Origin of the sequence: Flexivirga alba, from assembly GCF_042661025.1 — a bacterium.
In the GTDB taxonomy this organism is placed as follows: Bacteria; Actinomycetota; Actinomycetes; order Actinomycetales; family Dermatophilaceae; genus Flexivirga; species Flexivirga alba.
In genome coordinates this window covers 509,841-530,539 of the sequence record NZ_JBHSWH010000001.1, presented here as the reverse complement: position 1 = coordinate 530,539, position 20,699 = coordinate 509,841, and the positions used below count along the sequence as shown (strand labels likewise).

Here is a 20,699-nt window from a genome sequence, read left to right as displayed (position 1 = left end):
GGCTGCTGCGTATACTCGTCGCGGCCTCCGGCGCACGTCGTAGGTCAGGCCGCCTTAGCTCAGTCGGTAGAGCGATTCACTCGTAATGAATAGGTCAACGGTTCGATTCCGTTAGGCGGCTCGGACGATGCCCTCGACATATGTCGGGGGCATTTTCGTTGTCACAGCGCTCGGTCGCGGTCAGTCCGACGGGCGCGTCCAACGCATCGTGAACGAGCCGGGTACGAAGGATTCCGGCCGGTCGGCACCTGCGCGGTAGGCGCTCGGTGACTCGCCGACGATCTCGCCGAAGGTCCGGGTGAACGTGCCGAGGCTGTTGAAGCCGACCTCCATGCACACGGACGTGACGCTGCGGTCGGTCCAGCGCAGCAGGTACATGGCGCGCTCCACCCTGCGCCGCTGCAGATACCGGTGTGGCGTCTCGCCGAACGCCGTCTTGAACTCCCGGATGAAATGCGCCCTGCCCATCAGCGCGATGCGAGCGAGTCTCGGCACATCGAGCGTTTCGCGGTAGTGCACGTCGATCGCGTCCCGAGCCCGCAGCAGCCGGCGGTTGCGGTCCTCCTGAGGCTCCACCCGCGACATCGTATGGCGGCGAAGGACCGGCCGCGAAGTGCGCACTTTCGGAGAAGTACGACCGACCTGCGTCGCCATAAGGTCGAGAGCATTCGACCGGCACCACCAACTGGAACAGGGAGCAACATCATGTTGAAGCGAAACAACATCTCCTCGATCTTCGTGCTCGACCAGGACGAGGCGAAGACCTTCTACACCGAAGTGCTCGGCCTCGAGGTCGACCAGGACCTGGACTTCGGACCGATGCGCTGGCTGACCGTCCGCGTCCCGGGCGACCCGAAGGTGATCATGCTGGAGAAGCCAGGTCCGCCCAGCATGGACGAAGCCACTGCGACCCAGGTTCGTGAACTTGTCACGAAGGGCGCGGGCGGCGGCTGGCTGGCGTTCGACACCGACGACGTGGATGGAATGTTCGCCCGACTCAAGGACGCCGGCGTCGACTTCACCCAAGAGATCGTCGAGCAGCCCTACGGACGGGACTTCGCCATACGCGATCCCTTCGGCAACAACATCCGCATCGGCGACGTGCACAGCGACCTGCCCTGACCGGCTATTCCGCGGGCACCTCGCCGCGTGCGACCCGCGTCGCCCAGCGCATGACGGCAACATCGTCGACGTGACCGCTGGGCAGGTTGTCGGGTATGACGTCGTTCATGTCGACCAGATAGTGCAGCGCCGCGACCACCAGCCGGCAGCGTGCGTCGGCGACGGGGTTGGTGGTGGTGCCGCCGGTCAGGTCGGCGATGTGTGCGTCGACGACCGCGCAAGCGATGTCGATGTCGATGCCTCCCTGGGTGTCCGGCAACGGACCGATGCCGAACTCGTGCGCCGCAACCTTCTCGAGCAGGCTGGACAGAGCGGCCGGGTCGTTCGCCGTGCGGGCTGCCTCGTGCCGGCAGCGTTGAAACGGCGGGGACATCAGCAGCTTGTCCAGGGGTGGTGGGGTCTCGAGGCTCACGAGGTCAGGACTGTAGCGGCCCCAGGTGTATGACGCGCGCTTCGCGCGATGACTACCGCGTCACAGCTGTTAGGACGCAGACGACGCAGGGGCTGACCGGCGCGCGATCGCGAGATCGACCCGGTCGGCGGTCAGAGCATGCTGGATCACCATCGTCGCGGCACCGATGACACCGGCCTGCTCGCCTGTCACAGCCGGCACGATCTGCAGGGCGCCGGTCGCGAGCGGAAGCGATCGACCGTAGACGACCTCTCGCACACCGGCGATCAGATTGCCCTCGCTCAGGCCCAATGATCCGCCGATGACGATCACCGACGGGTTGAGCAGGCTGACGCAGGTTGCCAGGACCTCGCCGATGGTGCGACCGGCGCGGCGGATGGCGTCCGCGGCCGGGCCGTTGCCGCCGCGGGCGAGTCTGACGATGTCGGCGTTGGTCGGCGCATCGATTCCGATTTCCTTGAGCTGCTTGGAAATTGCGCTGCCGCTGGCCACTGCTTCGAGGCATCCCCGGTTGCCGCACGTGCACAGGACATCCGGCGCATGTGGTGTCGCGACGTGTCCTAGGTCGCCGGCCGCTCCCACCGCACCGCGGTGGAGTTGACCGCCGTTGATGATGCCGGCGCCGATCCCGGTCGCCACCTTGACGAAGAGCAGGTGTTCGACACTGGGGTGCGCAGTCGCATGCTCCCCGAGCGCCATGATGTTGACGTCGTTGTCCACCAGGACCGGGACCTGGAACGCCCGACGCACATGCGCCGGCACGTCGTAGCCGTCCCACCCCGGCATGATCGGCGGCCGCATCGGACGTCCGGTGGAGTGCTCGACCGGACCCGGCAGCCCGATGCCGATCCCGATCAGTTGCGATGCGGCTCGGCCGGCATCGTCGAGCAGTCGTTGTGTGGTGGTGGTCAACCAGTCGAGGACCGCCTCCGGGCCGGAGGTGATGTCGACGTCTTCGGCGACCTCGCCGATCGGCTTCCCGCCCAGGTCGGTGAGCGCGACGCGGCCATGGGTGGCCCCCAGGTCTGCGCCGACGACGACGCGTGCCTGCGGATTGAACGCGAACTGCACGGGCGGCCGCCCGCCGGTGCTGGCGGCCTCCCCGCTTGGCGCGAGCAATCCGGTCGCCAGCAGCGCATCGACGCGGGCCCCGACCGTCGACCTCGCCAGCCCGGTCAGCTTGGCGAGCTCGGCGCGGGTCCGGGGCGTCTCGTCGCGTAATAGCTGCAACAACTCGCCCGCCCCGGTTACTACGAGGGACGACGACGGGGACTCTGACGAACTCACGCTCGAGTGAAACACACCAGGCTTCGGTATGTCACGCATGCGGCTTATTACGAGCCAAATTGGTCTTTTGCTTGACGGACTGACAAAAGTGGGCAACGGTGTGATCCATGTCACGCCGACTCTCCAAGGACTCCGCTCTCCCGCTGCTGCGGATGACTGATGTGGTCAAGCGCTTCCCGGGTGTTGTCGCGCTGGGTGGCGTGGACCTGGCTGTCGAGCAAAGTGAGGTGCACTGCCTGCTCGGGCAGAACGGTGCCGGCAAGAGCACGCTGATCAAGGTGCTGGCTGGTGTGCACCAAGCGGACGAGGGCGCCGTTGAGTGGCTCGGCAAGGCGGTCACCCTGCCCGACCCGCAAGCCGCGATGGATCTCGGCATCGCCACGATGTATCAGGAACTCGACCTCGTCGAAGGCCTCACCGTGGCCGAGAACATCTTCCTGGGCCACGAGCCCAGCCGGGCCGGCTTCTCGCAGCGGGCAACCGCGCGACGGGCGGCCGCTGTGCTGCTCGCCGACCTCGGACATCCGGAGATCGCACCGACCACCGAGGTCGGTGCCTTGTCAGCGGCAGCCCAGCAGATCGTGAGTATGGCGCGCGCCCTGTCCCGAGACGCGCGGCTCATCGTCATGGACGAGCCATCGGCGGTGCTGGACGCGGGCGAGGTCGAGCAGCTCTTCGCGGTCATCCGCGAGATCACCGCACGGGACGTGGCGGTCATCTACATCTCCCACCGCCTGGAGGAGATCCGGGAGATCGGCGATCGCGTGACCGTCCTCAAGGACGGCAAGACCGTCAGCACCGCGCTGGACGCCAAGACGACATCGACCCAGGAACTCATCCGCCTCATGACGGGACGGTCCATCGAGTACGTCTTCCCACGGAGATCTCCGGTTGAGGACCATGAGCCGATTCTCCGAGTCGAAAACCTTTCCCGCGACGGCGAATTCGCGGGCGTCAGCTTCCAGGTCCGTCCCGGTGAGGTCGTCGGCCTGGCCGGTTTGGTGGGCTCGGGCCGGACCGAGATCGTGGAGGCGATCTTCGGCGCTCGCCGGGCGACCGGCGGCACCGTGACCGTCGACGGCCGCACCGTCCGGCCGGGTTCGGTGCCGGCGGCTGTCTCGGCCGGCATCGGCCTCTGCCCGGAGGAGCGCAAGAGCCAGGCGTTGGTGCTGCAGGCATCGCTGGCTGCCAACATCTCCCTCGCCAGTCTGGCCAGGTTCTCTCGGGCGGGACTGCTGGACCGGCAGGGCGAGACACGTGCCGCCGAGGCACTGCTGGACTCCCTCGACGTGCGGCCGCGTGGAGTGCACCGCGAGTCGCGCACCCTGTCCGGTGGCAACCAGCAGAAGGTCGTCCTCGCGCGATGGCTACTGCGTGGCTGCAAGGTGCTGCTGCTCGATGAGCCGACCCGTGGTGTCGACGTAGGAGCACGGTCGGAGATCTACGGCCTGATCCGTGACCTCACCGACAAGGGCGTCGCGGTCGTCGTGGTCTCCAGCGAGATCCCTGAGGTCCTCGGGCTCTCCGACCGCGTGCTGGTCATCGCCGATCACACCATCCGACACGACAGCCCAGCCGACGAGCTCGACGAGCACGCGGTCCTGGACATCATCTTGAAGGGAGATGCAGCATGAGTTTCGATCTGACGAAGACGAAGACGGAGACGCCAACGGCGGGCGATGCCGGGACAGCGATCGCACCGGACGGGCAGGCCGCGCACCGCGGTGGCGGCCTGGTCGGCTTCCTCAGCGGGCCGGCGGGGCGAAACCTCGGACTCGTGGTCGCCCTGTTGCTGCTGGTGATCGTCGGAATCCTCACCGGCGGCGAGCGATTCGCCAGCATGGACAACGCGCTGACGATCCTGCGTCTGGGCTCGGTGATCGGTGTCGTGAGCGTCGGTATGACGTTCGTCATCGCGGGCGAGGGCATCGACCTGTCCGTCGGAGCCATCGTCGCGCTGTGTTCGGTGTGGGCGACGACCATCGCGACACAGACGATGGCCGCGGACTACCACTGGTCGGTCATGGTGTTCGTGGCACTCGCTGTGGGAGCAGGCTGCGGCCTGGTCAACGGCGTGCTCATCGCCTACGGGCGAATAGCGCCGTTCATCGCGACCCTTGCCATGCTGGCCGCAGCCCGCGGGCTCGCCGAGATTATCGCGAAGCGGCGCACCCAGATCATCCGCGAGCGCGGCTTCATCGACTTCTTCGGCGGCAGTGTCGCCGGTGTCCCGGTGCTGGTCATCATGTTCGCGGCCGTTGCCGCCGCCGGCTGGGTCCTGCTCAACCGCACGACATTCGGGCGCCGGACGCTCGCCATCGGCGGCAACCCCGAGGCGGCACGGCTGGCCGGCATACGAGTCCAGCGGCACACGATGTACCTCTACATCCTGCTCGGCCTCGCGTGTGGCATCGCGGCCGTGATGCTCATGGCGCGTACGACGACTGGGACGTCGACACACGGCACCCTCTACGAGCTCGACGCGATCGCGGCGGTCGTCATCGGCGGCACCCTGCTGTCGGGTGGCCGCGCGACCCTCGTCGGCACGGTGCTCGGCGTGCTGATCTTCACCACGCTGACCAACGTCTTCACCCTCAACAATCTCGACACCTCCACCCAGGCGGTCGCCAAGGGAGCCATCATCGTCGCCGCCGTCCTGCTTCAACAGCGGGTCGCTCGCACCGGATCGACCTGACCGAGCACCGGGTCCACCTCAGGCGGCGGCCATCAACGTCGTCCGCCCCGACACACCCTGCCACCCATCAAACCGTCACCACTGCGCAACTAGGAGTCACCGTGTCCTCATCAATCCCTCGCACTGCCAAGCGTGTTGCGATCGCCATCGTCGCCGCCGGCACAGTCCTCGGCGCGTCCGGTTGCACCGGCAACGACCCGGAGAACCAGTCACCCGCAGCGTCGAAGTCCGCCGGGAACAAGGCGGTGAGCAACAACGACGCATCGGGCAAGAAGGTCGTCATCGGCTTCTCCGGGCCGGCCGCTGATCACGGCTGGCTCGGCGCAATCAACAGCGCCGCCAAGAGCGCGGCGAAGAAGTATCCGGACGTCGAACTCAAGGTCGCCGAGGGCACCAACGACGCGTCGCTGCAGATCAGCCAGATCGAGACGTTCATCAACGACAAGGTCGACGCAATCGTGCTGCTGCCGACCGACGGCGCCGCGCTGACCGAGGTCGCCACCAAGGCAATGAACGCCGGCATACCGGTGATCAACGTCGACCGGGAATTCTCCAGCCCGTTCGCGGCCCGCACCACCATCCTGGGTGACAACTACGGGATGGGTGTCTCGGCTGGGACCTACGCGTGCCAGCTGGTGAAGCAGAAGAAGCTGTCCAACCCGGTGATCGCGGAGATCGCCGGCATCGATTCGCTGCCGTTGACGCAGGATCGCAGCAAGGGCTTCAAGGAGGCGCTGAAGAAGTGCGGCCAGAGCGTCGACAACCGGGTCGCGGCTGACTTCACGGTCGAGTCAGGGGAGAAGCAGGGGTCCAACCTGCTGCAGGCAGCACCGAAGATCGACATCCTCTGGAATCACGACGACGACCAGGGCGTCGGGGTCATGGCGGCCCTCGACCAGGCCAACCGGCACGAGATGGCTTTCATCGGTGGAGCCGGATCTGCGAACGCCATGCGGCTGATCAAGGAAGGCAAGATGGAGGCGACCGTCCTCTATCCGTCGACCCAAGCAGCCGACGGCATCAAGCTCGCGCGGCTCGTGGCACAGGGCAAGGGCATCAGCGATTTGGTTCAGGTCGAGGTCCCACGGCGGATCGTCCTGAACGCCCCGGTCGTGACGAAGCAGAACGTCGACCAGTACCTGCCGCTCGCATTCGAATCATGAGGGAGCGGACGCCTGCGCCGATGTCGCGGGCGTCCGCGAATTGCCAGCGGCATCAATCACGTTCGGGAGGACGTCAATGAGCACACCCAGCAGCCCCACACTCGGCATCGGCATGGTCGGATACGCCTTCATGGGGCGCGCCCATTCCCAGGCCTGGCACAACGCAGGCAGCTTCTTCGACACTCCGTTGGCGCCGCGCCTCGCGGCGGTGGCCGGGCGCAACGAGGCAGCAGCCGCAGAGACCGCGCGCCGATTCGGCTGGGCAAGTGTCGAGACGGACTGGCGGCGGATGCTCGACCGTGACGACATCGACGTCATCGACATCTGCACGCCCGGGGACACGCACGCGGAGATCGCAGTCGCCGCGTTGCAGGCGGGCAAGCATGTGCTCTGCGAGAAGCCGCTGGCCAATTCGGTTGCCGAGGCGGAGTCGATGGTGGAAGCCGCGAATATCGCACAGGGACAAGGGATTCAGTCGATGGTGGGTTTCACCTACCGTCGGGTGCCGGCCATCGCCTACGCGCGGCGCCTCGTGGAGGAGGGGCGGCTCGGCCGCATCCGGCACGTGCGTGGTCACTACCTGCAGGACTGGCTCACCGATCCGGCGTCCCCGCTGACCTGGCGCCTGCAGAAGGAGCGGGCCGGCTCGGGGGCGCTCGGTGACATCGGCGCGCACATCGTCGATCTGGCCCAGTTCGTCACGGGCGAGCAGTTGGTGGGTGTCGCGGCTCGCACCGAGACGTTCGTGCGCGAGCGGCCGGTCAGCGGCACGTCGTCTGTGACTTCTCTCGGCGGCGCGGCCGCGGCAGATGCTGCAGTGCAGTTGGGTGCCGTGACCGTCGATGACGCGGCGATCTTCCTCTCTCAGCTGACCGGGGGCGCTCTCGCGGTCTTCGAGGCGACCCGCTTCGCAACCGGCCGAAAGAACGCAATCCGGCTGGAGATCAACGGAACTCGCGGATCGATCGCGTTCGACTTCGAGGACATGAACGTCCTGCACGTGTATGACGCCGATGCGCCGGCGCGCGATGCGGGGTTCACTCGGGTCCTCGTCACCGAGGACACCCATCCGTATGTCGCCGCGTGGTGGCCACCCGGACACGGGCTCGGCTACGAACACAGCTTCACCCATCAAGCGGTCGACTTCCTCACGGCGCTCGCCGACGGCACGCCACCGCGGCCCAGCTTCGCCGACGGACTCCAAGTGCAACGGGTCCTGTCGGCGGTCGAGGCCAGCGCCGAACGGTCCGGATCGTGGACCTCGATCGCCGGTGCCTCGGCAGAGGCAGGCGTCTGCTGACCACCACCGTCGTCCCGTTACCCGACCCGCCGGAAAGGAGTCGTGCACCACCACCCCGCAGGACCGTCTCCGTCACCCCTCCAAGGAGCAGTAACCATGCATGACAACGAAATCCAGCCGTTGAAACTCGCCAAAGGCCTCGGTCTCAGCCGTCGACAGTTCATGGCGGCGTCCACCGGCATGGCAGCCGCAGTGGCCCTCACCGCGGCGACCGCCACCGGTGCCCGCGCCGATGCCGTGGCCAACGCCAACGGTGTCCTCGTGCCGAAGTCCAAGCGCGGCATCATTCTCTACACCGTCCGGGACGCCACCGCGCGCGACCCGCTCAGCTCGCCATACGCGTCCGGGTTCAAGGCGGTCATCGAGGAACTCGGCCGCATCGGTTATACTCAGGTTGAGTTCGCCGGTTACGGCCAGCACGCGAACGCGCCGGGTGGCAACCTCAATAGCGCCGCTGGCGCGCGCCTACTACGAACCTGGTTGGACGACAACGGAATAGAGGCCGAGGGCAACCACGGGTCGGTCCCCTCGACCGTCACTGATGCCAACCTCTCGTCGTTCGATGCGGCGTGCGAGATCGCCAACATCCTCGGTATGACGCACATCGGCACCGGAGGTGACCCGACCGGTTCCGCGTACCAAGCGGACTGGGACGCGGCTGCCGTGCGTTGGAACGTCTTCGGCGAACGCGCGTGGCGCAAGCACGGGCTGAAGCTCTACACCCATAACCACGATGTCGCCTACAACTTCCTGCTCGACAGCGGGCCACTCGATGCCCAGGGCCGTCCGACGCGCTCGTCCGGCATCCGCCGTCTCGAGTACTTCCTGGCTAACACTGATCCGAAGTACGTGCATCTCGAGATGGACATCTATTGGGCACACGTGGCGCAGTACAAGCACAAGGTGTTCACCGCTGCGGACGGGTCGGCGGTCACGTCGATCTTCGACCCGGCGGCCGTGGTGGCCAAGCAATCCAAGCGGTTCCCGCTCTTCCACGCCAAGGACGGTGCGATCGACACGACCACTGCTGATGGTTACGTCATGACGCCGTTCGGTACGGGAGACATCGACTACTCGACGTTCTTCCGGCGGGTAGGTGCAGGCGGCTGGCACAACCCGATGTATGAGCAGGACAACGCACCGAGCGGCGCCGCGCCCGGTCAGTCCTTGGAGTTCGCCAAGCTGAGTTACGACAACCTGGCCGCCCTGCGCGGGTGACCCACGCGGTGCCACCGTCTCTGCCCGGGTGGACCTCCACCACTCCGGCGGGGCGGTGGCACCGCCATACCCGCAACTCGACCGCAACGACCGCATGAAACAACAGGATTCACCGAAGGAGACGCACGATGACTCGACCGATCACGCTCTTCACCGGGCAATGGGCAGACCTACCGTTCGAGGAACTGTGCCGTCTCGCCGGCGAATGGGGCTATGACGGACTGGAGATCGCCTGCTGGGGCGACCACTTCGAAGTCGACCGCGCGCTCAGCGAGCCCGACTACATCGCCTCGCGCCGCGAGATCCTCGACAAGCACAACCTGAAGGTGTGGGCCATTTCCAACCATCTCGTCGGCCAAGCAGTGTGCGACGACCCGATCGACTTGCGGCACAAGGACATTCTGCCGCCGGCAGTGTGGGGCGACGGCGATCCGGAAGGCGTGCGCGAGCGCGCTGCGCAGCGGATGGCCGACACCGCGCGTGCTGCAGCGTTGTTGGGCGTCGACACCGTTGTGGGGTTCACCGGTTCGGCCATCTGGAAGTACGTCGCGATGTTCCCGCCGGTGTCGGACGACGTCATCCAGGAGGGTTACGCGGACTTCGCCCGCCGATGGAATCCGATCCTGGATGTCTTCGACGAGGTCGGTGTCCGGTTCGCGCACGAAGTGCATCCCAGCGAGATCGCCTATGACTACTGGACCACGCACGCGACATTGGAGGCCATCGGTCACCGACCGGCGTTCGGGCTCAACTGGGACCCGAGCCACATGGTGTGGCAGGACCTGGATCCGGCCGACTTCATCTGGGAGTTCCAGGACCGGATCTATCACGTCGACTGCAAGGACGCGCGCAAGCGGATCGGCAACGGGCGCAACGGTCGTCTGTCGTCGCACCTGCCGTGGGGCGACCCGCGTCGCGGCTGGGACTTCGTGTCCACCGGGCGCGGCGACGTGCCGTGGGAGAACTGCTTCCGCACCCTCAATGCCATCGGGTATGACGGCCCCATCTCGATCGAGTGGGAGGACGCCGGCATGGATCGGCTCGAAGGCGCACCCGAGTCGCTGGACTACGTGCGGCGACTCAACTTCGAACGACCCACGGGGTCGTTCGACGCGGCGTTCAGCAGCTCACGCGACTGAATGACGCTCGGCTCCGGTCACAGTCGACGGATCGGCAGCTCGGTCTCCACTGCCGTGTCTCCGTCACGGACCAAGTGGTAGGCGCCTGCACCGTCGAGCTCGGACACCGCTTCAACGAATTCGGTGCCACGGTAGAGGACTCCGGCACCGTCATCGGTGCAGTAGGACTCCGGCAGCGTGCCGTCCGCGACGAGTCGCTGCATCAGCGGACGACGGCGAGCCTCACCGTCGTAGTGCACGCCGTTGCCGTACGGGAGCAGACCGAGACCGTTGGTGATCGGCTGGAGGTCCGCGCCGAAGGAGTCGGTGGTGCCGCCGGTGTGCCAGCAGATCGACCCGGCGCTCACGCCGGTCAGAACAACGCCGGCCTCCCACGCCGCGCGCATCGCCGTGTCGAGGCCGTGCACTCGCCATACAGCCAGCAGGTTGGCGACCGAGCCGCCCATCACCCAGACGACGTCCTGCGCGAGCAGGTGCTCGGCCGGGTCGGCGACGTTCGGCATGGTGAAGAGCTGCAGGTGGGAGTGCTCGTAGCCGGCGACCTTCGCCGCCTCGGCCAGCGCGTGCAGCACATGCGGGTTGTCGCCGACGGCCGTTGCGATCGTGCACACACGAGGGGCGCGACCTGTGACTCCGGCGAGATCGACTGCGAACTGGGTCAATTCACTGAATTCGAAGTAGGTGCGCTCACCGGGGCGAACGCCTCCGGAGGTGGCGAGGATGGTGCGTTCAGCGGGCATGCCAGGACGTTAGCGCAGCCCGACCACCAGGGAGAGAGGATTTCTCGGGTCAGCAAACCCTGACCGCGTTGCCGGCCAGCACTTGGACACTCGTCGCGTGCGTGTGCAGCAGCGACTTCCAGTGGACGACCAGGCTGCCGGTGTAGTCGTGCCCGCCGAGGCCCGCCCCTTGATATCGGCTGCAGTCGGCCGGGCGATGCAGGCTGATCATCAGCCGGATCGTTCCGTCCGCCGGGATGGTGGCCGGGAAGGAGTGCCACGGAGTGTCGATCCCGTCGGACGAGCCGCCGGGGACCGGCCGGTAGGTCGACCATCGAATGCCGGAGACCGCTGGTTCGTCCTGTAGGTAGCTGAGCCCGGTGACAGTCACCTCATGGGAGCCCCAGTTGCCGAGAGACGTGAGCAGCCGACCGGAGGCTCCGGGAGCGGACGCCAGCCGGGGACCGGAGTAGGGGCCACTGAACAGACCTGCGTGCACCGGCCCGTACTGGCGATCCAGGTGGCGCACGGTGAGAGCGCCGGCGACGCCGGACCCGACCATCACTGCGGCGACGATGGCGCAGACCAGACCCCATCGGCGCCGCTTCCCCCAACGCGGACGGACAGCAGAAACGCTTGTGGCACTCATCCGGCACCTCCCGACGCGGGACGCGAACGCGCCCGACTCCAGATTGAAGCACTCGCAGGGCCGTCAGGAAGTGAAATTGCGCTAGTGCGGTGCGGGCAAAGTTGCTTGACAGTCGCTTCGCGCCTGACCAGCAACTTTGCCCGCATCCGTACCTGCTCTATTCCTGACTCACTACGACACGGCGACCAGAGACCACTGCTGCGTCGCGTCCCCGGTGTCGGCCAGTTGCTCGATCGCCGCCCCAGCGGCTGTCGAATCGCCGGCTACGGACAACAGCAAGCCCGAGCGGACATTGACGAATTTCGTGTAGTCACCGGTGTTTTCGATCCGCCACTGCTGGTTCGTCGAGCCCGATGCCGACCACTGGATGATCGAGGTGCCAGACGCGGTCCCACCGCCGCTGACATCCGCGACCAGCCCGCTCGGCGCGGTAATCAGGCAGATTCCGGCTGCGATCTCGGCAAGGAACCAGGTTGTGTTGTCCGCTCCACGGGGTTGTTGCACCAGCGGTGCACCTTGGCTCGGAGACGACGGCGAGAGCGCCAATCCACTGCCGCGGTTCACCAGCAGGTAACGGGTGTCAGTTTGCTCCGGCGGCCAGGTCTTGGCCGGCGGCCGCACGCTGACCGATCCGCCCGCCGGGACGTTGATCGCCTTGCTCCAGTCGCCGAAACGCACGGTCGTCTTGCCTCCGGAGTGGCTGTGCACGGTAGCCGACGTCACCTGACGTCCGGACCATGCGACGTCGACGGTGAAGCCGCCGCGGGCACCGATGCCTCGCACCGAGCCGTCCGACCATGCCGTGGGTGTGGCCGGCAACAGCTCGATGAGATCCGGCCGGGAGTAGACGAGCATCTCCAGCATCGCGGACGGCGTCCCGAGGTTGGCGTCGATCTGGAAGGTCGATCTGGACCCGAACGAATACATGTCGAAGAAGTTCGCGGCAGCGCCGTTGCTGTTGTTGACGCTCGGCCGCAGCACGGTCATCACGGCTTGGTACGCCTTGGCCGGGTCCTTCAAGCGGGCCCAGCACAGGCCGCGCCACGCCATACCCCAGCCGTAGGTCGACATGCCCCGTGCCTCCAGCAGCCGCCGTGCGCCGTCGACGAGGTATGACGGAGCGACGTCCGGGGCCAGCCGGTCGCCGGGGAAGAGGCCGATCAGTGGTGAGAGGTGCCGGTGCTGCGGGTCGCCGAGGTCGTCCGGTGACATCCACTCCTCGAGCTTCCCGCTGGTGGGGCTGACCTGCGGCAGGTAGAGACGGGAGCGGAGTTCGTCGATGGTTGCGGCGTAGCCCTGGTCACGGTGCAACACATCCGCTGCGGTCCGCAGGTTCGTGAAGAGTTGCCACACCAGCTCCTGCGCGTAGGTGATGCCGCGGGCGTCCGTCGGACCTTGCTCGGGTGACCAGTCGTGGTCGTCGACCAACACTTCGCGGGACTTGCCGGTGGCCGGGTCGGTCACCGTTGTCGTGATCAGCCGAGCCTTCCAGAAGTCGCAGGCGCCTTTCAGCAGCGGATAGATTTTCGCCAAATAGGCTGTGTCCTGGGTAAATTCGTAATGCTCGAACACCGAGTTGCACAGCCAGGCGTTGCCCGCAGGGTGCCACCACCAGCCGTTGCCGCCATACACGTTGGTGGAGATGGCCAGCGTCCACCCGTCGACCTTTCCGCTGGTGTTGCGGAAGCCGTTGCGCGGGTCGTTGAACAGCTTCTGGGTGGCTGTGGTCCAGCCCGGCAACTGTGCGAGCAAGTAGTCGGCGAGCGGGTCGAAGCAACTACTCAGGCCGGCGCGGTCGGCGAGCCAGTAACACATCTGAAGGTTGATGTCGGTGTGGTAGTCCGACATCCAGTCGGGGTTGTTCCGGTCGATCCACAGGCCCTGCAGGTTGATCGGCAGCATGCTGCGCGACCCCGCGATCGTCAGGTAGCGGCCGAACTGTAGGTAGCTCGCCTCGAGTTCGGGGTCCGGCGCACCGGTCGAGGCGCGTGCCGCGAGACGCTCCGGAGTGGACATCGCTCGCTGCGCCGGAGTCGACGTGCCGAGATCGACGTCCAAACCGCCGAACAACGACTGGTAGTCCGCGAGGTGCCTGCCCAGCAGCAGTTTCGCACCATGAGCAGCCGCCGAATGCGCCCGTCCCGTCGCGACGTCGAGTGGGTCGATCGCCTTGTCCTGGAACCCGATCGACGGGTCAGGGGTGTAGTTCGTGCCCCCGGACACGACCACGAGCAGGTCGGTGCAGTCGGCGAACGTGACCACGCCGTTCGCGGCTCGGACGGTGCCCTTCGCCGCCGTGGCCGTTACGACGCAACCGTAGGCAAGACCGTTGCCGAGCGATCCTGAGAAGCGCGCATCGTGCCCGCCGGCGGAGGTGGTCTCGCCGTGCTCACCGGTCAGGGTGAGCTTGCCGGTCAGCGTGCCGCCGCCGTCCTGGGACAACGCGATGACGATCACGTCGTCGGGGTGGCTCGCATAGACGGCACGTCGGTACCGCACGCCGCCGACCGTGTATGACGAGGTGGTGATCCCGTTGCTCAGGTCGAGCCGTCGCTCGTAGCCGGTCGCCGCTTTCCCGGTGTGCGCGGGGATGCTCAGGGTCAGCTTGCCCAGCATCGACACGGTGCCGAAATGCGTTGTCTCGTAGGAGAACTGACCATCCCCATCGAGCGCAAGGTTGGCGTCACCGGTCCAGAGTGTCGAGTCGGTGAGGATGAAGCCATCGAGCCCGGGATCGGCGTTCGTGAGAGCACCGATGCGACCGTTGCCGATCGGCAGATTGTCGGTCAGCGGAGTCGCGGTGCCGCCAGGCTCCGGGTAGGTCAACAGGATCGCCCGGTCATCGGGCACGAGGTCGGCTGTCGGCAACGATGCGGCAGCCGCCGTGACGGGCCGGAATACGGGTAGCGACGAGAGCGCGACGGCTGCGGCGACGCCGCCGCCGAACGTCAGGGCCTGTCGCCGGGAGTAGGTGCGCGCCGGGTGCGTGGGGTGTTGGTGGTTTCCGTGAGTCATCGAGAGCTCCTGAGAGATCGGAGGGGATCCCGCTGACTCTCGCATACATCGGATCTCTAGTGGCGAATTCCGTGCACTGGATTTTGAGAAGTCATCGGCTCAATCTGCGAGGTTGGCGCGCAGCCAGTCCTCCACGCCCCCGATGTGCACGGCCGCCCAGGCGGCTGCGATCTCGGCATCATGGCGCCGGATCGCGTCGAGGATCGCCGCGTGCTCCCGCAGGGTGCGCTCCAGCGCTCCCTCCTCGGTCATGCCGCGCCAGATGCGGGCGCGCTGGGTCGGCCCGGACAGCGACTCGGCGAGGGAGGCCAGCACCGGGTTGCCGCAGCACTTGGCAATGGTGCGGTGGAACTCCAGGTCCGCGTTGACCAGGTCGTCCACCGGCGAGGAAGCCGTTGACTTCGCGAGGACCGACTCCAGGATCTGGATATCTTCATCGGTCGCCAGGTGCGCCGCGCGGGCACACACGGCAGGTTCCAAAACTCTTCGTACTTCGAGGAGTTCGAGCACGGAGGCATCCCGATGAAACTCGAGGATGAAGCTGAGTGCCTCGACGAGTGAATCAGCTGCGAGGCTGGACACGTAGGTGCCGTCGCCCTGTCGGACGTCGAGGATGCGCACCATCGAAAGGGCACGTACCGCCTCGCGCAATGAGTTGCGGGAGAGCCCGAGAGCGGCGGCGAGGTCGGCCTCCTTGGGGAGCCGATCCCCAGGTTTCAGGGTGCCCTCGAGAATCATCGCGCGGAGTTTCTCGACCGCGTCGTCGGTGACAGCCATGGCACCGTCCCTTCCTGGTCTGTCGGTGTTCTCGCACAGTATGCGGCATCCACCATCAGTTGGATGGCGCCGAAACCAAGAAACATCCGATGAATTGTCGGATATCTCTTGACGGGCTAGGTCCCCGGGCGTCAGGATCGCCAACGAAAGATCCGATCTTCTTGTGAGAGGTTCCATCGATGGCCGAGTTCAGACCGTTCACCGTGTCGGACGTCCGCTTTCCGACATCACGGTCGCTGGACGGCTCGGACGCGATGAACCCGGACCCCGATTATTCAGCGGCATACGTGACCGTGCCGACCAGTGACGGCGATGCCGGAGACGGCTTTGTCTTCACCATCGGCCGTGGCAACGAGGTGGCCGCGGCCGCCATACACGCGGTCGAGGCGCTCGTCGTCGGTCTCGACGTCGACTCCGTGCTGGACGACATGGGCGCCTTCTGGCGTCGGCTCGTCTCCGACAGCCAGCTGCGGTGGCTCGGGCCGGAGAAGGGCGTCATACATATGGCGGTCGGCGCGGTCGTCAATGCGGTGTGGGACCTGAAGGCGCGACGTGCGGGGTTGCCGCTGTGGGCGCTGCTGGCCGAGATGTCCCCGCGCCAGCTGGTCGAGCTGGTCGACTTCACCTATCTGGCCGACGCCCTGACGCCCGACGATGCGCTGGAGTTGCTCGAACGGATGGCGCCGACCCGTAGGGAGCGAATGGCGCAGCTGCGGGAGGCCGGCTACCCGGCATACACGACGTCCGCCGGCTGGCTCGGCTACTCCGACGAGAAGGTGACCCGGCTTGTTGGCGAGGCCGTGGAGGACGGATTCACCCACCTGAAGCTCAAAGTCGGCGCCGACATCGATGACGACGAGCGACGGGTCAAACTCGTCCGTGGTCTCGTCGGTCCGGACATCCTCATCTCGGTCGACGCCAACCAGCGTTGGGGCGTAGGGGACGCCATCGCCAACGTCCGTCGCCTCGCGCCGCACGGGATCCACTGGGTCGAGGAACCGACCAGTCCGGACGATATTCTCGGTCACCGTGCCGTGGCGGAGGCGGTGCACCCCGTGCGCGTCGCAACCGGCGAACACGCAGCCAACGCAGTCATGTTCAAGCAGTTGATCACCAGCGGCGCGATCGACATCTGCCAGATCGACGCATGCCGCGTCGCCGGCGTCAACGAGAACGTCGCGATCCTGCTGCTCGCGGCGAAGTATGGCGTCCCCGTCTGTCCGCACGCCGGCGGTGTCGGCCTGTGCGAGGTCGTGCAGCACCTGTCGATGTTCGACTTCGTCGCCGTCAGCGGCTCGACCGAGGGCCGTTGGATCGAGTATGTCGATCACCTCCACGAGCACTTCGAGGACCCGGCCGTGGTGCGCGGCGGCGCCTACCGGGCACCGCGGGCGCCCGGCTCCGGCGCGCGAATGCTGCCTAGCACTGTGCGCGACTACAGCTTCCCGGACGGTGTGGTGTGGAACGCGCCCGCCGACGAAACAACCGGCAACACCCATCACACGACCGGGTAACGATGCCCGGCAGCACGGAAGGAATGCCCATGCGATTGAAGACTTTCGCGGCGGCCGCGATCGCATCCTCACTCTGCGTCGGGGTCTCCGCCTGCTCGAGCAGCGGCGGCGGGTCCGGTGGCTCAGGTGGCGCCGCGAGCGGCAGCAAGCCGCTCGTCGGTGTCGACTACCCCAGGTCGGACTCCGACTTCTGGAACGCCTACATCACCTACATGCCGCAGATGGCCAAGACGGTTGGAGTCACGCTGAAGACCACCAACTCCCAGAACGACATCAGCAAGCTGGCCGACAACGTGAATACCCTTGTGGCGCAAGGGGTCAAGGGCGTGGTGATCGCACCGCAGGACACGGCTGCGGTCGTGCCGACTCTGGCGCAGCTCTCGGCCAAGAAGATCCCGGTGGTCTCTGTCGACACCCGTCCGGACAGCGGCGACGTCTACATGGTCGTACGCGCGAACAACAAGGCGTATGGCGAGAAGGCCTGCAAATACATCGGCGACTCGCTGCACGGCAAGGGCAAGGTCGTGATGTTCGAGGGCGACCTCGGGTCGATCAACGGGCGCGACCGCACTGAGGCGTTCAACGCCTGCATGAAGACGAACTATCCGAACATGACGGTCTTCGGTGAGGCGACCAAATGGGACCCGCCGACCGCGATCTCCAAGCTCAACACCGTGCTGGCCGGCAACAAGATCAACGCGATCTACATGCAGGCGAGCATCTACCTGCCGTCCACGATCCAGGCCTTGAAGCAGAAGAACCTGCTGGTGCCTCGCGGTAAGAACGGGCACATTGTGATCGTGTCCAACGACGGTGTGCCCGCGGAGTATGCCGCGATCAAGTCCGGGCAGATGGACGCGACCGTGTCACAGCCCGCCGACCTCTACTCGAAGTACGCCCTGCAGTACATCAAGGCGGCGATCGAGGGCAAGACCCAGAAGCCGGGACCGGACGGGCACGGCGGCACGATCCTGCAGGTTCGCAAGGGCCTGCTCGAGGATCAGATTCCGGCGCCGCTGGTGACCGTCGACGGCAAATACCCCGGCTCGAAGGCCGTCACCGACAAGTCGCTGTGGGGCAACTCGGTCAGCTGACCGGGAGCTTCTGAACGGAAGGACACCATGAGCACTGCAGCCGTCGACAGCACGGACACGGCATCCTGGGCGGCGCGCGTCGCGGGAGTGAGCAAGACCTTCGGCGCGACCCGCGCCCTGCGTGACGTCCATCTGGACGTCGCGACGGGTGAGGTGCATGCCCTGGTCGGGCGCAACGGCGCCGGCAAGTCCACCCTGGTGTCGATCCTGACCGGGCTGCAGGCGCCGGACAGTGGGACGGTCGAGCTGGGCGGTGCACCGGGGCCGTCCCTCGCAGATCGGGAGGCGTGGCGGCAGCGGGTCGCGTGTGTCTACCAGCGACTCACCGTGATCGACGAGTTGAGCGTCGCCGAGAACCTCTTCGTCAACCGTCAGGTGATCGGCGGGGGTCGGGTGATCAGCTGGAAGCGCTTGCACGCCAAGGCTGCCGAGCTGTTGGGGGAGTGGCACCTGGACATCGATCCGGCCTCCACCGCGCGCGACCTGACCATCGAGCAGAAGCAGTATGTCGAGATCGCCCGCGCGCTGTCCTTCGGTGCACGGTTCGTCATCCTCGACGAGCCGACGGCGCGCCTGGACGGGACCGGCGTGCAGCGGCTGTTCGAGCGGATCCGCGCGCTGCGGGCACAGGGGGTGACGTTCCTCTACATCAGTCACCACCTGCAGGAGATCTTCGAACTGTGTGAGAGCGTCACGGTCTTCCGCGACGCGCAGTTCGTCCGCTCCGGCCGGGTGGACGAACTCAGCCGGACCACGCTCATCGAGGCGATGACCGGGGAGAAGGTCGCGGTTCGAAGCGATCCGCGGCCACCGGCTCCGGGCCGGCTCATCGAGGGCGGCCTGCAGCTTGACGGCCTCAGTGGCTCGGCATACGAGGACATCACCCTGACCGTCCGGCCCGGCGAGATCGTCGGTCTGGCCGGCAGCGGCGGGAGCGGCAAGTTCGAGATCGCCGAAGCAGTCTGCGGATTGGGCACTCCCAGTCGCGGCACGGTCAGCATCGATGCCAAGCGACTGCGGACGGGAAGCGTGCCGCGGGCCCAACGGGCGGGCGTCGGCTTCGTGCCCAAGGACCGGCACCGCGAAGGCCTGGTCGACGGCCTGACGGTCGGCGACAACGCGACGATGTCGGTGCCGCACCGGCTCGGTGGCCACGGCTGGGTCAGCCCGAAACGGCAGGCGGCATACGCCCAGGAGTTGATCCGGCGGCTCGACATCGTGCCGCCACGGGTGGACCAGCCGGCCGGTGAACTCTCCGGCGGCAACCAACAGAAGGTCGTCGCCGCTCGGGCGATCGCCGACGACCCGAAGGTGCTGGTGCTGATGGCACCCACCGCCGGTGTCGACGTGCGCTCGAAGGAATCGCTGCTCGCGACAGCCGTCGAAGCGACCGAGCGTGGGGCGGCCGTTCTCGTCGTCACCGACGACCTGGAGGACCTGCGCTACTGCCACCGCGTGAGCGTGGTGTTCCGCGGCCGGCAGGTCGCTGATTTCGAAGACCAGTGGGATGACCGCGACGTCGTTGCGGCAATGGAAGGAGTGGAGCTCTCCGATGACTGAGACCACCAAGGTAGAAGCGGCGACAACGCCGCCCGCGCCAGCGGCTGGTGGCCGAAACCAGCTGAGCCTGGCCCGTTTTCGCGACTTGGCGCTCGTGCCACCGATCATCCTGATCCTGATCGTCGGCACCTTCGTCTCGTCGCACTTCTTCACCTGGAACAACCTGAGCGACGTCCTGGTGTCGATGTCGTGGATCGGGCTGCTGGTGCTCGCCGAGACCCTCGTCCTACTCACCGGCAAGATGGATTTGTCGCTGGAGTCGACGGCCGGTCTCGCACCGGGTGTCGCTGCCTGGTTGACACTCCCGGGCGGGGTGCATCACGGCATACACGTCCTGTCGTCCGGGTGGGCGGTGCCGATCGCGCTGGTCGTCGGCGTGTTGATCGGGGTCGTCAACGCGGTCCTTGTCGTCAAGCTGGGGCTCAACGCGTTCATCGTGACGCTGGGCATGCTGATCACCCTGCGCGGGCTGCTGACCGGCATCTCCTCCGGCCAGACGTTCTTCGGCATGGGGTCGTCGATGACGTATGTCGGCACGGCCAGCTGGCTCGGCATACCCGCGTCCATCTGGATCTGTGTGCTGGCCTTCGCAATTGGTGCGGTGGCGTTGCGCTATCTGCGCGTCGGGCGCTCGCTCTACGCGATCGGCGGCAACGTCGACGCCGCCCGTGCGGCAGGCATCCGGACCGACCGAAGCTTCATGGGCATCTTCGTGGTCGCCAGCGTGCTGGCCGCGATCGGTGGCCTCATGCTGTCCGGGCACCTGGCATCGGTCGCCTCCAGTCAGGCGAACGGCTCGATCTTCACCGTCTTCGCAGCAGCCGTGATCGGTGGGGTCAGCCTGAACGGTGGGCGCGGCAGCCTGGTGGGTGCCTTCACCGGCATCCTGCTGCTCTATCTGGTGCAGAACGTCCTCACCTTCGCGGGTGTGAGTGGAGAGTGGTTCGACTTCCTCAACGGCGGCGTGATCCTGGTCGTGCTCGTGATCACCCGCCTGATCGCCGGCCGGTCCAGAGACTGAGTTTGCTTCGATGA

At 66.6% G+C, this 20,699-nt stretch carries 18 protein-coding genes and 1 tRNA gene; 12 read left to right on the top strand and 7 right to left on the bottom strand.

All coding sequences use genetic code 11. The annotated features are described in order from the left end of the window. Positions 1-48: 48 nt before the first annotated feature. Positions 49-121 (top strand) — tRNA-Thr (locus tag ACFQDH_RS02640). 59 nt (positions 122-180) lie between these two features. Here the strand turns inward: ACFQDH_RS02640 and ACFQDH_RS02635 are convergent. After that, entirely contained in the window at positions 181-576 is a 396-nt protein-coding gene (locus ACFQDH_RS02635; RefSeq protein WP_382398200.1) for a helix-turn-helix domain-containing protein, read from the bottom strand. Positions 577-705: 129 nt separating this feature from the next. On the opposite strand from ACFQDH_RS02635, the gene ACFQDH_RS02630 reads away from it, so the two are divergent. After that, positions 706-1,122, top strand: a complete 417-nt coding sequence (locus tag ACFQDH_RS02630; RefSeq protein ID WP_382398198.1) for a VOC family protein — start codon at positions 706-708, stop codon at positions 1,120-1,122. A 4-nt stretch (positions 1,123-1,126) separates the two neighbouring features. Here ACFQDH_RS02630 and ACFQDH_RS02625 read toward each other — a convergent pair whose 3' ends face one another. Next, entirely contained in the window at positions 1,127-1,534 is a 408-nt protein-coding gene (locus ACFQDH_RS02625; RefSeq protein WP_382398196.1) for a hypothetical protein, read from the bottom strand. Positions 1,535-1,603: 69 nt separating this feature from the next. Next, the gene (locus ACFQDH_RS02620) at positions 1,604-2,821 is read right to left on the bottom strand and encodes an ROK family transcriptional regulator (protein ID WP_382398194.1); all 1,218 of its coding nucleotides are present in this window, start codon (positions 2,819-2,821) and stop codon (positions 1,604-1,606) included. A gap of 107 nt (positions 2,822-2,928) precedes the next feature. Between ACFQDH_RS02620 and ACFQDH_RS02615 the strand changes: the two genes are divergently transcribed. From ACFQDH_RS02615 to ACFQDH_RS02590, 6 genes are all read left to right on the top strand, one after another. Then, on the top strand, positions 2,929-4,455 hold the full coding sequence (locus tag ACFQDH_RS02615; protein ID WP_382398192.1) for a sugar ABC transporter ATP-binding protein: 1,527 nt from the start codon (positions 2,929-2,931) through the stop codon (positions 4,453-4,455). Then, a complete protein-coding gene (locus ACFQDH_RS02610) occupies positions 4,452-5,516 on the top strand; it encodes an ABC transporter permease (RefSeq protein ID WP_382398190.1) in 1,065 nt (354 codons plus the stop codon). Before ACFQDH_RS02615 ends, ACFQDH_RS02610 begins: the two co-directional genes overlap by 4 nt. Before the next feature lie 101 nt (positions 5,517-5,617). Continuing rightward, complete coding sequence (locus ACFQDH_RS02605; RefSeq protein ID WP_382398188.1) at positions 5,618-6,679, top strand: substrate-binding domain-containing protein; 1,062 nt, start codon at positions 5,618-5,620, stop codon at positions 6,677-6,679. 76 nt (positions 6,680-6,755) lie between these two features. Next, positions 6,756-7,979: a Gfo/Idh/MocA family protein gene (locus tag ACFQDH_RS02600; protein ID WP_382398186.1), complete on the top strand. Its 1,224-nt coding sequence runs from the start codon at positions 6,756-6,758 to the stop codon at positions 7,977-7,979. 96 nt (positions 7,980-8,075) lie between these two features. Continuing rightward, the gene (locus ACFQDH_RS02595; RefSeq protein ID WP_382398184.1) at positions 8,076-9,197 is read left to right on the top strand and encodes a sugar phosphate isomerase/epimerase family protein; all 1,122 of its coding nucleotides are present in this window, start codon (positions 8,076-8,078) and stop codon (positions 9,195-9,197) included. Positions 9,198-9,325: 128 nt separating this feature from the next. Beyond that, entirely contained in the window at positions 9,326-10,336 is a 1,011-nt protein-coding gene (locus ACFQDH_RS02590) for a sugar phosphate isomerase/epimerase family protein (protein WP_382398182.1), read from the top strand. Between the two features lie 17 nt (positions 10,337-10,353). Here ACFQDH_RS02590 and ACFQDH_RS02585 read toward each other — a convergent pair whose 3' ends face one another. The 4 genes from ACFQDH_RS02585 to ACFQDH_RS02570 all read right to left on the bottom strand — a co-directional run bounded on the left by ACFQDH_RS02585 (position 10,354) and on the right by ACFQDH_RS02570 (position 15,496). Next, a complete protein-coding gene (locus ACFQDH_RS02585) occupies positions 10,354-11,076 on the bottom strand; it encodes a Type 1 glutamine amidotransferase-like domain-containing protein (RefSeq protein ID WP_382398180.1) in 723 nt (240 codons plus the stop codon). Between the two features lie 49 nt (positions 11,077-11,125). After that, positions 11,126-11,704: a hypothetical protein gene (locus ACFQDH_RS02580; protein WP_382398178.1), complete on the bottom strand. Its 579-nt coding sequence runs from the start codon at positions 11,702-11,704 to the stop codon at positions 11,126-11,128. 171 nt (positions 11,705-11,875) lie between these two features. After that, a complete protein-coding gene (locus ACFQDH_RS02575) occupies positions 11,876-14,719 on the bottom strand; it encodes a glycosyl hydrolase family 95 catalytic domain-containing protein (RefSeq protein WP_382398176.1) in 2,844 nt (947 codons plus the stop codon). 99 nt (positions 14,720-14,818) lie between these two features. Continuing rightward, the gene (locus tag ACFQDH_RS02570; protein ID WP_382398174.1) at positions 14,819-15,496 is read right to left on the bottom strand and encodes a FadR/GntR family transcriptional regulator; all 678 of its coding nucleotides are present in this window, start codon (positions 15,494-15,496) and stop codon (positions 14,819-14,821) included. 179 nt (positions 15,497-15,675) lie between these two features. Between ACFQDH_RS02570 and ACFQDH_RS02565 the strand changes: the two genes are divergently transcribed. Genes ACFQDH_RS02565 through ACFQDH_RS02550 form a run of 4 tightly spaced genes read left to right on the top strand, consistent with a single transcriptional unit; the run spans position 15,676 to position 20,685 of the window. Further along, positions 15,676-17,010 (top strand): enolase C-terminal domain-like protein, encoded by a 1,335-nt coding sequence (locus tag ACFQDH_RS02565; RefSeq protein WP_382398172.1) that lies wholly within the window; start codon positions 15,676-15,678, stop codon positions 17,008-17,010. Between the two features lie 29 nt (positions 17,011-17,039). Next, a complete protein-coding gene (locus ACFQDH_RS02560; RefSeq protein ID WP_382398170.1) occupies positions 17,040-18,104 on the top strand; it encodes a sugar ABC transporter substrate-binding protein in 1,065 nt (354 codons plus the stop codon). Between the two features lie 27 nt (positions 18,105-18,131). Beyond that, positions 18,132-19,664: a sugar ABC transporter ATP-binding protein gene (locus ACFQDH_RS02555; protein ID WP_382398168.1), complete on the top strand. Its 1,533-nt coding sequence runs from the start codon at positions 18,132-18,134 to the stop codon at positions 19,662-19,664. Next, positions 19,657-20,685 carry an ABC transporter permease gene (locus ACFQDH_RS02550; RefSeq protein ID WP_382398166.1) on the top strand — a complete coding sequence of 343 codons (1,029 nt, stop codon included), beginning with the start codon at positions 19,657-19,659 and terminating at the stop codon, positions 20,683-20,685. The genes ACFQDH_RS02555 and ACFQDH_RS02550 overlap by 8 nt, the downstream gene beginning before the upstream one ends. Positions 20,686-20,699 lie beyond the last annotated feature (14 nt).